Origin of the sequence: Photorhabdus temperata (assembly GCF_025384845.1) — a bacterium.
GTDB lineage: Bacteria > Pseudomonadota > Gammaproteobacteria > Enterobacterales > Enterobacteriaceae > Photorhabdus > Photorhabdus temperata.
Genome location: NZ_JAJAFX010000021.1, coordinates 50,835 through 64,903, shown reverse-complemented (window position 1 = coordinate 64,903; position 14,069 = coordinate 50,835). Strand labels below are relative to the sequence as shown.

13 protein-coding genes and 1 pseudogene are annotated in these 14,069 nt (G+C 36.2%); all 14 read left to right on the top strand.

The window, feature by feature from the left end:
* Nucleotides 1-61: 61 nt before the first annotated feature.
* The 14 genes and pseudogenes from LGZ99_RS10110 to ftsL all read left to right on the top strand — a co-directional run bounded on the left by LGZ99_RS10110 (nt 62) and on the right by ftsL (nt 14,053).
* Nucleotides 62-628: an RBBP9/YdeN family alpha/beta hydrolase gene (locus LGZ99_RS10110; protein ID WP_036838991.1), complete on the top strand. Its 567-nt coding sequence runs from the start codon at nt 62-64 to the stop codon at nt 626-628.
* Nucleotides 629-693: 65 nt separating this feature from the next.
* Nucleotides 694-1,029 (top strand): annotated as a pseudogene (locus LGZ99_RS10105) (acetolactate synthase 3 large subunit); the annotation flags it as partial.
* Between the two features lie 529 nt (nt 1,030-1,558).
* Entirely contained in the window at nt 1,559-2,602 is a 1,044-nt protein-coding gene (locus LGZ99_RS10100; protein WP_023046399.1) for a hypothetical protein, read from the top strand.
* 17 nt (nt 2,603-2,619) lie between these two features.
* Nucleotides 2,620-3,603, top strand: coding sequence for a hypothetical protein (locus tag LGZ99_RS10095; RefSeq protein ID WP_262979089.1), 984 nt, complete (start codon nt 2,620-2,622; stop codon nt 3,601-3,603).
* A gap of 35 nt (nt 3,604-3,638) precedes the next feature.
* Nucleotides 3,639-4,490, top strand: coding sequence for an inositol monophosphatase family protein (locus LGZ99_RS10090; RefSeq protein WP_262979088.1), 852 nt, complete (start codon nt 3,639-3,641; stop codon nt 4,488-4,490).
* Entirely contained in the window at nt 4,487-5,620 is a 1,134-nt protein-coding gene (locus LGZ99_RS10085; RefSeq protein ID WP_036838993.1) for a radical SAM protein, read from the top strand. The genes LGZ99_RS10090 and LGZ99_RS10085 overlap by 4 nt, the downstream gene beginning before the upstream one ends.
* Nucleotides 5,613-6,284: a dTMP kinase gene (locus LGZ99_RS10080; protein ID WP_262979087.1), complete on the top strand. Its 672-nt coding sequence runs from the start codon at nt 5,613-5,615 to the stop codon at nt 6,282-6,284. The genes LGZ99_RS10085 and LGZ99_RS10080 overlap by 8 nt, the downstream gene beginning before the upstream one ends.
* 49 nt (nt 6,285-6,333) lie before the next feature.
* Nucleotides 6,334-7,515, top strand: coding sequence for an MFS transporter (locus tag LGZ99_RS10075; protein WP_262979086.1), 1,182 nt, complete (start codon nt 6,334-6,336; stop codon nt 7,513-7,515).
* An 872-nt stretch (nt 7,516-8,387) separates the two neighbouring features.
* Entirely contained in the window at nt 8,388-10,115 is a 1,728-nt protein-coding gene (gene ilvI / locus LGZ99_RS10070) for an acetolactate synthase 3 large subunit (RefSeq protein WP_262979085.1), read from the top strand.
* Nucleotides 10,116-10,117: 2 nt separating this feature from the next.
* Complete coding sequence (gene ilvN, locus LGZ99_RS10065) at nt 10,118-10,609, top strand: acetolactate synthase small subunit (RefSeq protein WP_023043363.1); 492 nt, start codon at nt 10,118-10,120, stop codon at nt 10,607-10,609.
* Nucleotides 10,610-10,697: 88 nt separating this feature from the next.
* Nucleotides 10,698-11,702: a catabolite repressor/activator gene (gene cra, locus LGZ99_RS10060; protein ID WP_021323946.1), complete on the top strand. Its 1,005-nt coding sequence runs from the start codon at nt 10,698-10,700 to the stop codon at nt 11,700-11,702.
* 628 nt (nt 11,703-12,330) lie between these two features.
* Complete coding sequence (mraZ, locus tag LGZ99_RS10055) at nt 12,331-12,789, top strand: division/cell wall cluster transcriptional repressor MraZ (RefSeq protein ID WP_262979084.1); 459 nt, start codon at nt 12,331-12,333, stop codon at nt 12,787-12,789.
* A gap of 2 nt (nt 12,790-12,791) precedes the next feature.
* Nucleotides 12,792-13,736 carry a 16S rRNA (cytosine(1402)-N(4))-methyltransferase RsmH gene (rsmH, locus tag LGZ99_RS10050; protein WP_021323948.1) on the top strand — a complete coding sequence of 315 codons (945 nt, stop codon included), beginning with the start codon at nt 12,792-12,794 and terminating at the stop codon, nt 13,734-13,736.
* Nucleotides 13,733-14,053: a cell division protein FtsL gene (ftsL, locus tag LGZ99_RS10045; RefSeq protein WP_031280465.1), complete on the top strand. Its 321-nt coding sequence runs from the start codon at nt 13,733-13,735 to the stop codon at nt 14,051-14,053. Before rsmH ends, ftsL begins: the two co-directional genes overlap by 4 nt.
* Nucleotides 14,054-14,069: the final 16 nt, after the last annotated feature.

The window sequence follows — 14,069 nt, the reverse complement described above, 5'->3', positions numbered from 1 at the left end:
ATAGTATTTTATACTTGTGCGCATAGTAAATAAGACACGTTTTGTATAATGAGGTGAATTGATGAATTTTGATAATATAGTTATTGTTCATGGCCTTATGGCGACTCCTGATCATCATTGGTTTCCTTGGCTTAAAGGTCAATATGAACGGTTAAATGCCCATATAATTGTGCCGGAGATGCCTGAATCTCATGCTCCTTCACCTCATTTATGGCAAGAAAAGTTGCAGGAGAGTGTACCTAACCCTAATGAAAAAACGCTTTTTATTGGGCATAGCTTGGGTTGTATTGCCACACTCCGTTATATCTCATCTTTACCTGATAATGTAAATATTGGGGGGATTGTATTAATTGCAGGATTTTACGAAAAATTATCGACTTTACCCGAATTAAGTATATTTACTGAGGAGAACTTGGATTTTCATCCGCTTATACACAAAATAAACCAACGAATAGTAATATTATCGCTTAATGATGAGATTGTATCTCCACAGTTTACATTAAATTTAAGTCAGCAGCTCCAGGCTGAATTGTATGGTTTCCCTGATGGTGGGCATTTCTTAGATAGCGACGGTTTTACTGTTTTTCCTAACTTAGAAAAGGTATTAAAAGACAATTCAATGTTGTGAATAAGAATGCCTTTATTTACTGGATGGTTCACTCTTAATAGTGACTTATTCTTGTCTTATGTGATTATAATGTTGGTGTACGTTTTGATGATCGTACAACCAATAATTTGGCGAAATATTGCCCGGAAGCAACTGTTTTGCATATTGATATCGATCCAACATCAATTTCGAAAACAGTTGCCGCAGATATACCTATTGTTGGTGATGCTAAACAGGTGCTGCGGCAAATGTTGGAACTGTTGGAGACAGTGGAAGACACACAGGACCCGGATGCGCTGAAAGATTGGTGGTTATCTATTCAGCAATGGCGTAGCCGCAAATGCCTTGATTTTGATCGCAGTGGTGAAAAGATTAAACCGCAAGCGGCTATCGAGGTTCTCTATCGTCTGACGAAGGGTGAGATTTGCTGATAAAACGGGCACTTTACGTCAACTTTGTCCATCAAAAATTCTTTAATAAATGACAGAATTTTACATGATGATCACCGCATTGAATGCATGACCGAAAAATAATAACAATAAATTCAAGTGATTATGTCAAATTAACCTATGTAAAAGGCATACCAAGCTTGATACAATTTTTATCACAAAAAGAAACAAATAATTTACATTTTTTCAATGGGTTATATTTTTAGTTGTGATAGTATCCACAAATATTTAACTATTATATAGCTGGAATAATAAAAACCGTTAATATTACAAAGCTGAATTAAATTTTAATCCAGTGTATTTGTCAAAACGAACATCCCGGAGGGGTATAAAATGAATGTGATAACAGTACAAGCATTTAGACCACTAACTCATGATGAAACATTAAATTATGATAATGGTTTAATGAGCTCATCACCTAATTAATAGAAAAAGGAATAAAGGTATACCATAACCTTTATTCCTTTATTTGTGCTTTCATTTATAAGATAAAAGGTAAGGTATGGACATTATTAACGTAAAAAGGAAAATAACAGCAGTAATAAATAAAAAATTTAATGATACTGATCTATATACTTGCTACTTGTCAGGCTCAGTCATTGAAGGGTTTGCAACACCAAAATCTGATTATGATGTCTATGTTATATTGGAGGGAGAACTAGAAAAAGAATGCGAAGAGATATTTATACCATCCGATATAGGAATGTTAGAAGTGACAATAATCTCTTTAAAAGAGATAAAAGAAATCATGAGGATAATCAACAATGAAAGCTCAAATTCCGATTGGTATAAATTACATTTATCTCATAGGATATTAACAGGGGAATCGATTATAAAATCAAATAATTTTAACACATTAAAAGGAGGAATAAATAAAACTAAATTATGTGAAATACTTAAGACCAAAGCAAAAAACTTTGGAGAAAAGTGTTTTTCCGATGGGATTGGAAATATTTTAAATAATGACCTAATATCAGCAGCCTTCAACTTTGAACGAACAGTTAATTCAGCAATGGATTATATCCTGGCTTTAAGTGGAAATACATCCACTTTAATAAAGTGGCGCTATCAAAATGCAATGAAAGTGTTTGGAAAAGACCATCCAATAACATCTATATACTTGATGGTTTGTTCAAAATTTAATGTAACCAATGATATTTCAACAATTGATTACATAAACTCAGTCGCTAAAATGTGGCAATTAACTTTAGACTATTGTCAAGGAAAAGATATTTTTAGTTACAATGTATCTTTTACAAAAAAAAGAATAGCTAATACATCTGACATTTCATTATTAGATGAAAATAATAAACCAATAATAAAAAATTTATGGTATAGAGTCTTATGCAAAGATGGAAAGTTAATACTTTTCGCAAAAAAATCATTATGTGAAATTAGTTCAGATGCATATAAAGTTTGGTTAGTAATAGATAGTGAAAAAACAGAGTTTGAAGTTGTTTCAGAGTTGGAAAAACTTGGAATAACTAATACAAATGCTAATTTTTATATATCGGAATTCGAAAGACTAGGGGCATTAACAAAATAATACATATGGGGAATGCAATGGAAAGAATAAAGATTATAAGTAGGCACCACTGCTGGAGAACATTAAAGGGAACCAAAACTAATAATTTTCAAGAATATTTGAATCAAATAAATAATGGATGCCAATTACAAGAAACAATATTTCATCTACGCGATGCAGAAGAAATGTTAATGGACTTAAGTAATTTGTCATCACCCATATCAAGATTATCAAGCACTGAAATAATACATATTTGGAATGAACTAGTTGATTATTTAAATATAAATAAACTTACCTCTGATATGGGTAACTTAGTAAATGGATATGGCTTAGATCCAGAATTAGCCTTATACGGTACTGAACTATGTGAGTTAAAAAGAAATAAAGAAAACATCCTATCCACAATAATAAACAAAGGAATAACAAATAAATTAGAATTAATATATTCAAGAGGGCTTGATAAGTCAGTGAAATTAAAGGACGCCCCACAAAAAACAATTGATTTATATGATGAGTTTCGTTACGAATACAGTAAAAGCATTAATTTATTTTCATTGGAAACTTGCCCCACATTAAACATAGAAAACATTTACCAAGATCATTACCTGTGGGATAAGGTTTTTACAATAGCTAAAAACAAATTATTTATTATTTCGGGAGGAATCCCCATTGCGTTATCTTATCATGCAAAAACACTAGACAAAAATATATATTTCTGCGAAATACATCGTGAAAATGATAGTGGTTTACTGCATAAAAGAAAATTATTCGATGAGATATACCCAAAATTTAAAGGAAAAGAAAACGAAAGTTGGCTGATAATTGATAAATCCTACACAGGAGGTAGCATTCAATTAGCTTACAAGATGCTTGTAAATTTAGTTGGGTACAAATCGCAAATATATAAAGTATCATTTTCCCCAAAAACATTAGGGGCATTTTCATCGTCAGATTATGCAATTTATGCAGGCAGATTATTTGATGTAAAAAAGACAATAGCATATTTAACAGCCGAGGATTGACATAAAAAACTCATCTATTTGGGAGATCATGTCATATGAGGTATGTATTCAATAATGAAGTTAGCAATTATTTAGAAATACACCTTCACAAACTCAGAGAAGAGATTCGTAGAATATGGCTTGCCAAGCTTTCTACTATTCATATCGGATATGATAACAAATACCATGGCGAAACAATAGAAATAGATATCATTTTAAATAATATAATTTACGAGCACTTGGATAAATCAGAACTCAAGGTCACCATTATTTCAGAAGACGATTCTGAATCACAATCTGTAAATATTAAAGATAAGGTTTCCTTATTAATTGATCCTATTGACGGTACTCATAACTTGCTTATGGGTTATCCTGCCTATACTACATCAATAGCTGTTTACAAGAATGATAGATACATTATGGGCTGGGTATATGATATTCCAAGAGACATTATATATAAAGCATCATTGGGAGAAGGTTCTTATATACAAAGCATATATACCAGCAAACGAATATATACCAGCCCCTCATTTCAACTGAACGATTTGAGAGTATCATTTCATAGGGCGAAAAATAATCAGTATACAGAGATTCAGAATAAAATTATTAATGAAGCAAATAAAGTAAGAATCTCATCTTGTTCAAGTTTAGATATATGCCTGATCGCTAGTGGCGTTTTACATGCATTCTTAGATTTATCACTTATGGGTCACGAACGTTGTGTAGATATAGCAGCAGCTAAACTAATCCTTGAGGAATCAGGGGGATACATAATGACTCGTGATGGAAATAGTTATAATATTCTATCACCTACAGATTCTTTATTTTTTGAGAAAAAAGCAATCATAGCTGTTTCTTCTAAAAGTGCAGGGGATACAATATTAGAATTAATGAGGATACAAAAATGAACACTATAGAATTAAAAATCAGAGTATTATGTTCTGGATTAAAATATGATAAAAACGTGATATATGAGTATAGTAAACGAAATTTTATTCCTAAAAGAAGGGCGTATGGAACAAGTGATAGCTCTAAATTAGAAACAACACATTCCGTACCCCAAGAGGTTATTTTAGAAGATGGTACAATTATTGCCTGTAACTATAATGAAGATTCTGATTATGATTTAATATATAAAAATGGAGATTTTTACATAAAAGCCGAAAATATTTTGTTTAAAGTTATATTTCCCATTAAACCAGACATATATGGTATAGAACTTTCAGATGGCAGTAGAGTAGAAGAATACGTCACGGTGTACGGTGATACAACTTTGGGTTTTTTCTCTCCAGGGCATTGTTATTATTTTAATGATGGCCGTCAGTGTAAATTTTGTTCATTAGGTGAAGCTAGAAATAGTTTATCAGATCATAAAAAGTCTATTAGACCGTCAAAAGTAATTGAAGTTATGAATATAATAGAAGCTAACAACATTAATAGATATAAAAGAGTACTCATCAATGGTGGTACAACTCGTAATTATGATATTGGTTTTGAAATGCACAAACAATTATTAATTTCTCTAAAACCTTTTTGTAAAAAAAATAACCTTAACAGTCATCTGATATCAATGCCACCTAGAAATCTAAATAAAATAAAGGGGATTTCTGAATTTGTTGATAGCTGGGCTATTAGTTTAGAAATATTTAATCCTAAATTATTTGATCAGATATGTCCTGGTAAATCACAGGACTACGGGAGAAATAATTTATTAGAAGCATACTTAGCTGCTGTTTCAGAGTTAGGTGAAGGTAATGTTTATGTTGGGTTTGTAGCGGGGTTAGAACCTTTAAATGATTTAGTACAAGGAATGGAATTTTTTTCAAAAAATGGCATAGTTCCAGCAGTGGCAGTTTTTCATCCCGATCATGGTTCTGAATATCAAAATCACCCCAGACCTATTTTTGAAGATATTTATAAAACATATGTTGAGATGCATAAATTATATCAAAAATATGGATTCAAACCATTTATTATCGGTAGTGGTAGAAATTCACTTGATACTGAAGCGTACTACGGGGAAAAAAGAAATGATTAAACGTGGTTTATTTATAGCTTTTGAAGGAAATGATGGTGCAGGTAAATCAACGATTTCACGCGAAGTTTATGATATTTTATCTCTAGATTATAATAATATTGTTTTTTTAGATAAGAATTATCCTTTACTACCATCTGGATATAGTATGTATCACATGGGAAAAATACGAGATATCCTTTGGGATTATGACATTTCAGCCCCATTGGGTGAACTTGGTAACCGGCATTGGATTCTATTGATAGCATCATGGTTTTCTGTTTTAGATAGTTTAATTATTCAACCTTGTTTATTGCAAGGTAAAATTATTATATGTGATAGTTGGTATTATAAATATCTAGCAAGATTCTTACTTAAATCCACGGAATTAGCAAAATTAAGTAAATCGGTTCTATCTATAAACACAAAGCCAGATATGATTATATATCTTGATGTTCCTCCAAACATTGCTGAAAAAAGGAAAAAAATATTAAAACCTAGTGAATCTGGAAAATTAGAGACAAATGAAAAGTATGATTTTATAGAATATCAAAAACACGTTCTTAATCAATACCAGACGTTTTATGATGACACTTGGAAAATTATTGATACTGACACATTAACTAAAGATGCAGTAATTAAATTAATAGTGGATATTATTCAAGTGGAAATACTGAAAAAAATGTAATTACTGTAATCTCTATATTTACTAAGGTTATTTTAGCTGGAGGAAAATAATGGATAAAGAATTTAGAAAATTAATATTAGCCTCCTCAGGAAATTCTTTCACCTTATATTTGGAAATGGTAATATCATTCACGCTAATCACATATCACTGGAACGGTGGAGCAATATACTCATCTTTATATACAATTTCATATGCTGTATCGTTACTATTTCTAACGCCCTATGTTTCGTCATTTGTAGATGAAAATACAAAACCCAAAAAGTATATTATTATCATTTCGTTACTTTGCGGTGTTATTACCACTTTTCAATACGATATTGATGATATTAATATATATATTCTTTATTCTTTTATTAAAAACATCCTTCGTTTATTTTTAGGACCTTCTAATTTTTTAATATTAAAAAATATATCAACCAACCAATTTGAAAAAAACTTTAGTTATTGGCAGGTTTTATTTCAAATATACAAGATGTCGGCCCCGTTATTTTTAGGTTTTGTTCTTATCTATTATTCAGTAAAACAAGTTCTTATTTTAATATCAGTGCTTTATTTTATTTCAGCAGTTTTATATGTTTTTGTTTCAGAACCATTGATTAATGTTAACCGCAAAAAAAACAAAATATCACTAATTAATTACTTTAATATAATGGAAGATAATAGAATATTGTTTTCATTTATTGTTATTTCCATTTTAACTTGTTTTGGCTATCTATCAGATAGTCTAATAGCTCTTAGCTTTATGAAGCAGGGATTAAATGGAAGCCATTATAGTTTTGCTATGTGTCTTTCAGGTGTTTCAGGTGTTCTAATTGGTTTAGTATTTGGAAAGTATAAGATTAACATATCTTTAAATATTATGTTATCTTCATTCTTTCTGTGGGGTTCGGGGTATCTTTTAATAGGAATAACAAATCAATTCAACGAGTTATTTCCTGATAAAATCAATCTATTTTTTATATTTTTAGCAATGGTAATAATAGGAATAGGATCGTCTATGAATAATATTATTGTTACCATTTATATGCAGAAATTCGCAACTAATGACAACTCGGCTAAAATATTTGGCTTAACATCAATTTCTGTTGGTTTTTCCATGTTTTTTGGCCCTTTGATAGGTTCCACAATATCTTATTTTTTTTCCATAAGCATCGTTTTTTTTACAACATTTATAGGTGTTTTTTCAACCATAATTGTGGTTGTTTTAATAAATCGTAAATCTACGTCATGATACAGTTTTACTGAGGAGCAGTGGAGGGTGTATTTTAGAAAAGGTATTAAAAGACAATTTAATGTTGTAAATAAATGTCTTGTTGTTTTGTAGATATGCCAAGTTTATTTGTATTCATAACTTGGCTATTTGAATCAATATGGTTTATGACCAATAAAAATAAATTTATGATGGACCTAATTAAAATTTAAATTAAATTGATTAAGTTAAATTGATATGTATTTTATAGAGTTTTCTTTAATATGAAAATATACTTTTCATGAGCCATGTAAATAATTTTACTTATTTTAAATAATCATTTTACTGATTATTATTTCAGGTTATTTAATGATGAAAATGAATATTTATGTATCTAGGTAAATATTGAATGTGTGAGATTATCCTTCCAAGAAAAATAATGGTTTCTATTGTATTCTATAATTAAAGTGAGGTAAATAGATTTTACCTGAATGAATTATTCACAATAGCTATTCAGAAACGATGAAATTATGATTAAATTATCTGAGGCATTCGTCCGCACTTCCTTTATCAGATTTATGCTGTGGTGACTTAAACGATTTTGAAAACTGTTTTTTAGTTTTTTATCGTATATATACCGGATAATACCTATATGTTGTCGTTCTTTTCAGGTATAGCCACTCATATTCTACTTAATTTGAGCTTCTTGATAGTAAGATAGCGCTTACAGAAGGCATTTAGAATTGCCATAAAGTTGCTATTCTGCCTTTACTCACATTGCTAACACCCGTCTCTGGCGTTATGTTAATTAACTCAGCATCAATATATCGCTGAGAGGCCATTCGCCTTACTAAAATAAAAGTGGAAGGAACTTCCGATTTATTCACTTGCAAACAGAGCCTGGAGGAAAACCTATGGAGATGTTATCAGGAGCTGAAATGGTCGTCCGATCGTTAATTGATCAGGGCGTTAAGCATATATTCGGTTATCCGGGGGGGGCAGTACTGGATATTTATGATGCCCTGCATACGGTTGGGGGCATTGAGCATATCCTGGTACGTCATGAGCAGGGGGCAGTTCATATGGCTGATGGTTATGCTCGTTCTACCGGGAAGGTGGGGGTGGTATTGATTACTTCCGGTCCAGGAGCAACCAATGCCATTACCGGTATTGCCACAGCTTATATGGATTCAATTCCGATGGTTGTATTGTCCGGTCAAGTCGCCAGTTCCTTGATTGGTAATGATGCATTCCAGGAATGTGACATGGTAGGGATATCCCGTCCGATCGTGAAACACAGCTTTTTGGTGAAAAAAGCAGAGGATATTCCGAAGGTACTGAAAAAAGCCTTCTATCTAGCTTCCAGTGGTCGTCCGGGGCCGGTAGTCATTGATTTACCAAAAGACACGGTAAATCCAGCAGTAAAACACTCCTATATTTATCCTGAGCAAATAAGCCTGCGTTCTTATAATCCGACGGTGCAAGGGCATAAAGGGCAGATTAAACGGGCATTAAGAAAACTGTTGAATGCAAAGAAACCAATCATATATGTGGGTGGTGGGGCAATTAATGCAGATTGTTCAGCAGAATTGCTGGTATTAGCAGAAAAATTCAATATTCCGGTTGTAAGCTCCCTGATGGGGTTAGGCAGTTTTCCGGCAACTCACCAGCAGAGCCTGGGAATGCTCGGTATGCACGGTACATTTGAAGCTAACAAAGCAATGCATAATTCCGATGTGATTTTTGCTGTTGGTGTACGTTTTGATGATCGTACAACCAATAATTTGGCGAAATATTGCCCGGAAGCAACTGTTTTGCATATTGATATCGATCCAACATCAATTTCGAAAACGGTTGCCGCAGATATACCTATTGTTGGTGATGCTAAACAGGTGCTGCGGCAAATGTTGGAACTGTTGGAGACAGTGGAAGATACACAGGACCCGGATGCGCTGAAAGATTGGTGGTTATCTATTCAGCAATGGCGTAGCCGCAAATGCCTCGATTTTGATCGCAGTGGTGAAAAGATTAAACCGCAAGCGGCTATCGAGGTTCTCTATCGTCTGACTAAAGGTGAAGCTTATGTCACTTCGGATGTTGGACAGCATCAGATGTTTGTTGCATTGCATTACCCATTTGACAAGCCAAGACGTTGGATCAGTTCCGGTGGTTTAGGGACGATGGGATTTGGCTTACCGGCTGCATTGGGGGTCAAACTGGTGAAACCGGAAGCAACAGTAGTCTGTGTGACGGGGGATGGCAGTATTCAGATGAATATTCAGGAATTGTCCACGGCGTTGCAATATGGGTTGCCGGTACTGGTTCTGAACCTGAATAACCGTTTCCTGGGGATGATAAAACAGTGGCAAGACATGATTTATGCAGGCCGTCACTCTCAGTCCTATATGGAATCTTTGCCTGACTTTGTCAAACTGGCTGAGGCTTATGGTCATGTTGGCATTTCTATCCAGAGTTATGACGAGCTGGAAGGTAAATTGGCAGAAGCCTTGAAAGAGGTGACTGAAAATCAGCGGCTGGTATTTGTTGATGTCACAGTGGATGAAACTGAACACGTATATCCTATGCAGATCCGTGGAGGAGCAATGGATGAGATGTGGTTAAGCAAAACGGAGAGAACCTGATTATGCGCCGGATTTTATCTGTATTACTTGAAAACGAATCAGGGGCTTTGTCCCGTGTTGTTGGTCTGTTTTCTCAGCGTGGCTACAACATTGAAAGTTTAACTGTGGCGCCAACTGACGATCCAACGTTATCACGAATGACAATTCAGACTAAGGGCGATGCCAGGGTACTTGAACAGATTGAAAAGCAATTGCACAAGCTGGTAGATGTACTACGAGTCAGCGAGTTGGCATCGGGTTCTCATGTAGAACGTGAAATTATGCTGGTGAAATTGCAGGCCAGTGGGTATGGACGTGAAGAGATCAAGCGCAGTACCGATATTTTCCGTGGGCAGATCATTGATGTGACTTCTACTTTATATACCGTACAACTGGTAGGAACCAGCGATAAACTGGATGCATTTCTGGATGCCGTTCGTGACGTTGCTGAAATTGCTGAAGTTGCTCGTTCCGGTATTGTCGGTGTATCTCGTGGGGATAAAATTATGCGATGAAAAATCGCAAACTGCGGGGCAATATACATACATTTATGAGGCTCTGCGATAAAGTAGGGCCTTTTTTAGTGTCTATGAAGGAGTTAATGTGAAACTGGATGAAATCGCCCGCCTTGCAGGTGTTTCACGCACAACGGCCAGTTATGTGATTAATGGTAAAGCCAAACAATACCGAGTCAGTGATAAAACGGTAGAAAAAGTGATGGCAGTGGTCAAAGAGCATAATTACCATCCTAATGCTGTGGCAGCCGGTCTCCGTGCAGGACGCACTCGTTCTATAGGTCTGGTTATCCCAGATTTAGAAAATACCAGCTATACCCGCATTGCGAATTATCTCGAGCGTCAGGCTCGTCAGTGTGGTTATCAATTATTGATAGCCTGTTCTGAAGATCAGCCTGATAATGAAATGCGCTGCGTTGAGCACTTGTTACAACGGCAGGTGGACGCAATTATTGTTTCTACCGCATTACCGCCGGAGCATCCTTTTTATCAGCGCTGGGCAAACCGCTCTTTACCTATTGTTGCGCTTGATCGTGCATTAGAAAATGAACATTTTATCAGCGTAGTGGGCGATGACTTTGAAGATGCCAAAATGTTGGCCCAAGAGTTTCGTCAATTCCCCGCTGAATCTGTGCTGTATCTCGGCGCATTACCTGAACTGTCAGTCAGTTTTCTGCGTGAACAGGGATTTCGTGAAGCATGGAAAGATGATCCTCGTCAGGTTATGTACCTTTACTCAAACAGTTATGAGCGTGATGCTGCGGCTGAAGTGTTTGCCAAGTGGTTGGAAACTCACCCAATGCCACAGGCGTTGTTCACTACCTCTTTTGCTCTGTTACAGGGAGTCATGGATGTTACGCTTAAACACAGTGGCCGGTTACCCAATCAATTAGTAATTGCAACTTTTGGTGATCATGAATTATTGGATTTCCTCGAGTGTCCGGTGCTTTCTGTAGCGCAGCGTCATCGTGAAGTGGCGGAACGGGTATTGGAACTAGTATTGGCAAGTCTGGATGAAAAGCAGAAGCCAGGACCCGGTATCACACGGATACACCGTGACTTATGCCGGAGAGGAAGTTTGAGTCGGAAATGATGATAAAAGCGCCTCATTAATTCTTTGATGGGGCGCTTTTGCTACCAGATTTGTAGAAAAATATGCAAGGGCAACTTTAAGGCAACGTTTATCTGAGCGTTTCAGCGCGCTCAAATGCAATTTCGTTCATACATAAATTATTTAGTAGAGGGAAGGGCAGGTAGCAATGTCTTTTCAGATTGGTGTTTGCCTATTTTCTGCTTATTTTTACTGCTATTTATACATTAAATTGATTTTAATAATATTTATCGTATGGTGTTTTTATTGCCAATTGGTTTTAACGTTGAATGCATCAAATTAAATGATAAATATTTCTGTACAGTTGTCGAATAGTAATGAAATGTAAATTATGTAAATAAATTAATAACACAATTATTTTTTCATTATTTTGTCATAAACATTTATTCTCCTTTGCTGGTAAAATTATTCAAAATTATCATGGTCTTAATTATTATTGATATTGCTAAATTTAATAATTATCCCCCTTAACTGCCAAAATTCTTCTGCGAAATATAGCTAAAGCGCATCGGCTCTGGCTTGACAAGGTTTTCGTCCCATCCGTAAACTCCTTATTGTGGGGATTAGTGGGATAAAGTGGTAATTTTTGATCGCCTAAGGCAACCTGAAGATGTTTCGTGGAGCAACGTTGGTTAATCTCGATAGCAAGGGGCGGCTCGCCGTACCTACCCGATACCGGGTTATGCTAAACGAGGAATCACAAGGGCAAATGGTGTGTACCATTGACCTCCATCAGCCATGCCTGTTGCTTTATACACTACCTGAATGGGAAATTATTGAAGAAAAGCTCTCCCGCTTATCCAGCATGAATCCGGCGGAGCGCCGGGTACAACGTTTGCTCTTAGGTCATGCCAGTGAATGCCAAATGGATAGTGCAGGACGTCTTTTGTTAGCAAATACACTGCGCCAACACGCAGGGCTAGCCAAAGAGGTCATTCTGGTTGGTCAGTTCAACAAATTTGAACTGTGGAATGAGCAGACTTGGTATCAACAGGTTAAGGATGACATTGCGGCTGAGCGATCTACTCAGGAACCTTTATCAGTACGGCTACAGGACTTATCACTATAAACATGGCAAACAGTCATTTTAAACATACCAGTGTATTGCTGGATGAAGCAGTCAATGGACTGAATATTCGTGAAGATGGAATCTATATTGATGGCACATTTGGCCGTGGTGGGCATTCGCGTCTGATTTTGTCGCAACTGGGGACGGCAGGTCGTTTAATTGCAATTGATCGTGATCCGCAGGCAATTGAAGCGGCAAAAGCGATCACAGATCCACGTTTTTCAATAATATATGGGCCGTTTTCTGCATTGGCTCACCATGTAGAAGACGCCGGGCTGACCGGCAAAATCGATGGTGTATTACTGGATTTAGGTGTTTCCTCACCACAACTGGATGACCCGGAGCGTGGTTTTTCTTTTATGCGTGATGGGCCACTGGATATGCGGATGGATCCGACTCGCGGGCAATCAGCAGCCGAATGGCTAATGAAGGCAGAAGCGGATGATATTGCATGGGTGTTGAAAACGTTTGGTGAAGAACGTTTCGCTAAACGTATTGCCAGAGCCATTGTTACACGTAATCAGGAAGAGCCCATTACCCGGACAAAAGCACTGGCCGATTTGATTGCTCAGGCCAGTCCGGTAAAAGAGAAGCATAAGCATCCTGCGACCAGGAGCTTCCAGGCTATCAGGATTTATATCAACAGTGAGCTGGAAGAGATTGAGCAGGCGCTGGCAGGCGCATTACAGGCACTTGCACCACAAGGGCGGCTGTCAGTTATCAGTTTTCATTCACTGGAAGATCGTATTGTTAAGCGCTTTATTCGTCATAACAGTCGTGGGCCACAAGTACCGGCAGGATTACCACTGACAGAAGAGCAATTGAAAGCGCAAGGTGGGCGTAGCCTGAAATCTGTCGGCAAGATGAAACCGTCAGAGGAAGAAGTGGCTGATAACCCGCGGGCTCGTAGCTCTGTTTTGCGTTTTGCTGAAAAAGTTAGCGAATAATGGCAGGTGAACGTCACGGGTTAACCGGTATTATCGGCAGCGATTTGTTTAGGAATGCAAAAATACCGTTGATCCTTCTAATAGTTGTCATGATTTCAGCCATAGGTGTTGTAACCACGGCACATGAAACCCGTTTGTTGACGGCGGAAAGAGAACATCTGGTATTGGAACGTGATGCGTTAGATATTGAGTGGCGTAATCTGATCCTTGAAGAAAACGCCCTTGGTGATCACAGCCGGGTTGAACGGATAGCCGTTGAAAAAATGCATATGCAGCATGTTAATCCTGCACAGGAAAACATCGTTGTTTCACAGTGAATTAATTTGATGATTA

Excerpts from the sequence above, each read along its gene's own strand:
- LGZ99_RS10110 (WP_036838991.1), top strand. The coding sequence starts at position 62 with ATGAATTTTGATAATATAGTTATTGTTCATGGCCTTATGGCGACTCCT.
- LGZ99_RS10100 (WP_023046399.1), top strand. The coding sequence starts at position 1,559 with ATGGACATTATTAACGTAAAAAGGAAAATAACAGCAGTAATAAATAAA.
- LGZ99_RS10095 (WP_262979089.1), top strand. The coding sequence starts at position 2,620 with ATGGAAAGAATAAAGATTATAAGTAGGCACCACTGCTGGAGAACATTA.
- LGZ99_RS10090 (WP_262979088.1), top strand. The coding sequence starts at position 3,639 with ATGAGGTATGTATTCAATAATGAAGTTAGCAATTATTTAGAAATACAC.
- LGZ99_RS10085 (WP_036838993.1), top strand. The coding sequence starts at position 4,487 with ATGAACACTATAGAATTAAAAATCAGAGTATTATGTTCTGGATTAAAA.
- LGZ99_RS10080 (WP_262979087.1), top strand. The coding sequence starts at position 5,613 with ATGATTAAACGTGGTTTATTTATAGCTTTTGAAGGAAATGATGGTGCA.
- LGZ99_RS10075 (WP_262979086.1), top strand. The coding sequence starts at position 6,334 with ATGGATAAAGAATTTAGAAAATTAATATTAGCCTCCTCAGGAAATTCT.
- ilvI (WP_262979085.1), top strand. The coding sequence starts at position 8,388 with ATGGAGATGTTATCAGGAGCTGAAATGGTCGTCCGATCGTTAATTGAT.
- ilvN (WP_023043363.1), top strand. The coding sequence starts at position 10,118 with ATGCGCCGGATTTTATCTGTATTACTTGAAAACGAATCAGGGGCTTTG.
- mraZ (WP_262979084.1), top strand. The coding sequence starts at position 12,331 with ATGTTTCGTGGAGCAACGTTGGTTAATCTCGATAGCAAGGGGCGGCTC.
- rsmH (WP_021323948.1), top strand. The coding sequence starts at position 12,792 with ATGGCAAACAGTCATTTTAAACATACCAGTGTATTGCTGGATGAAGCA.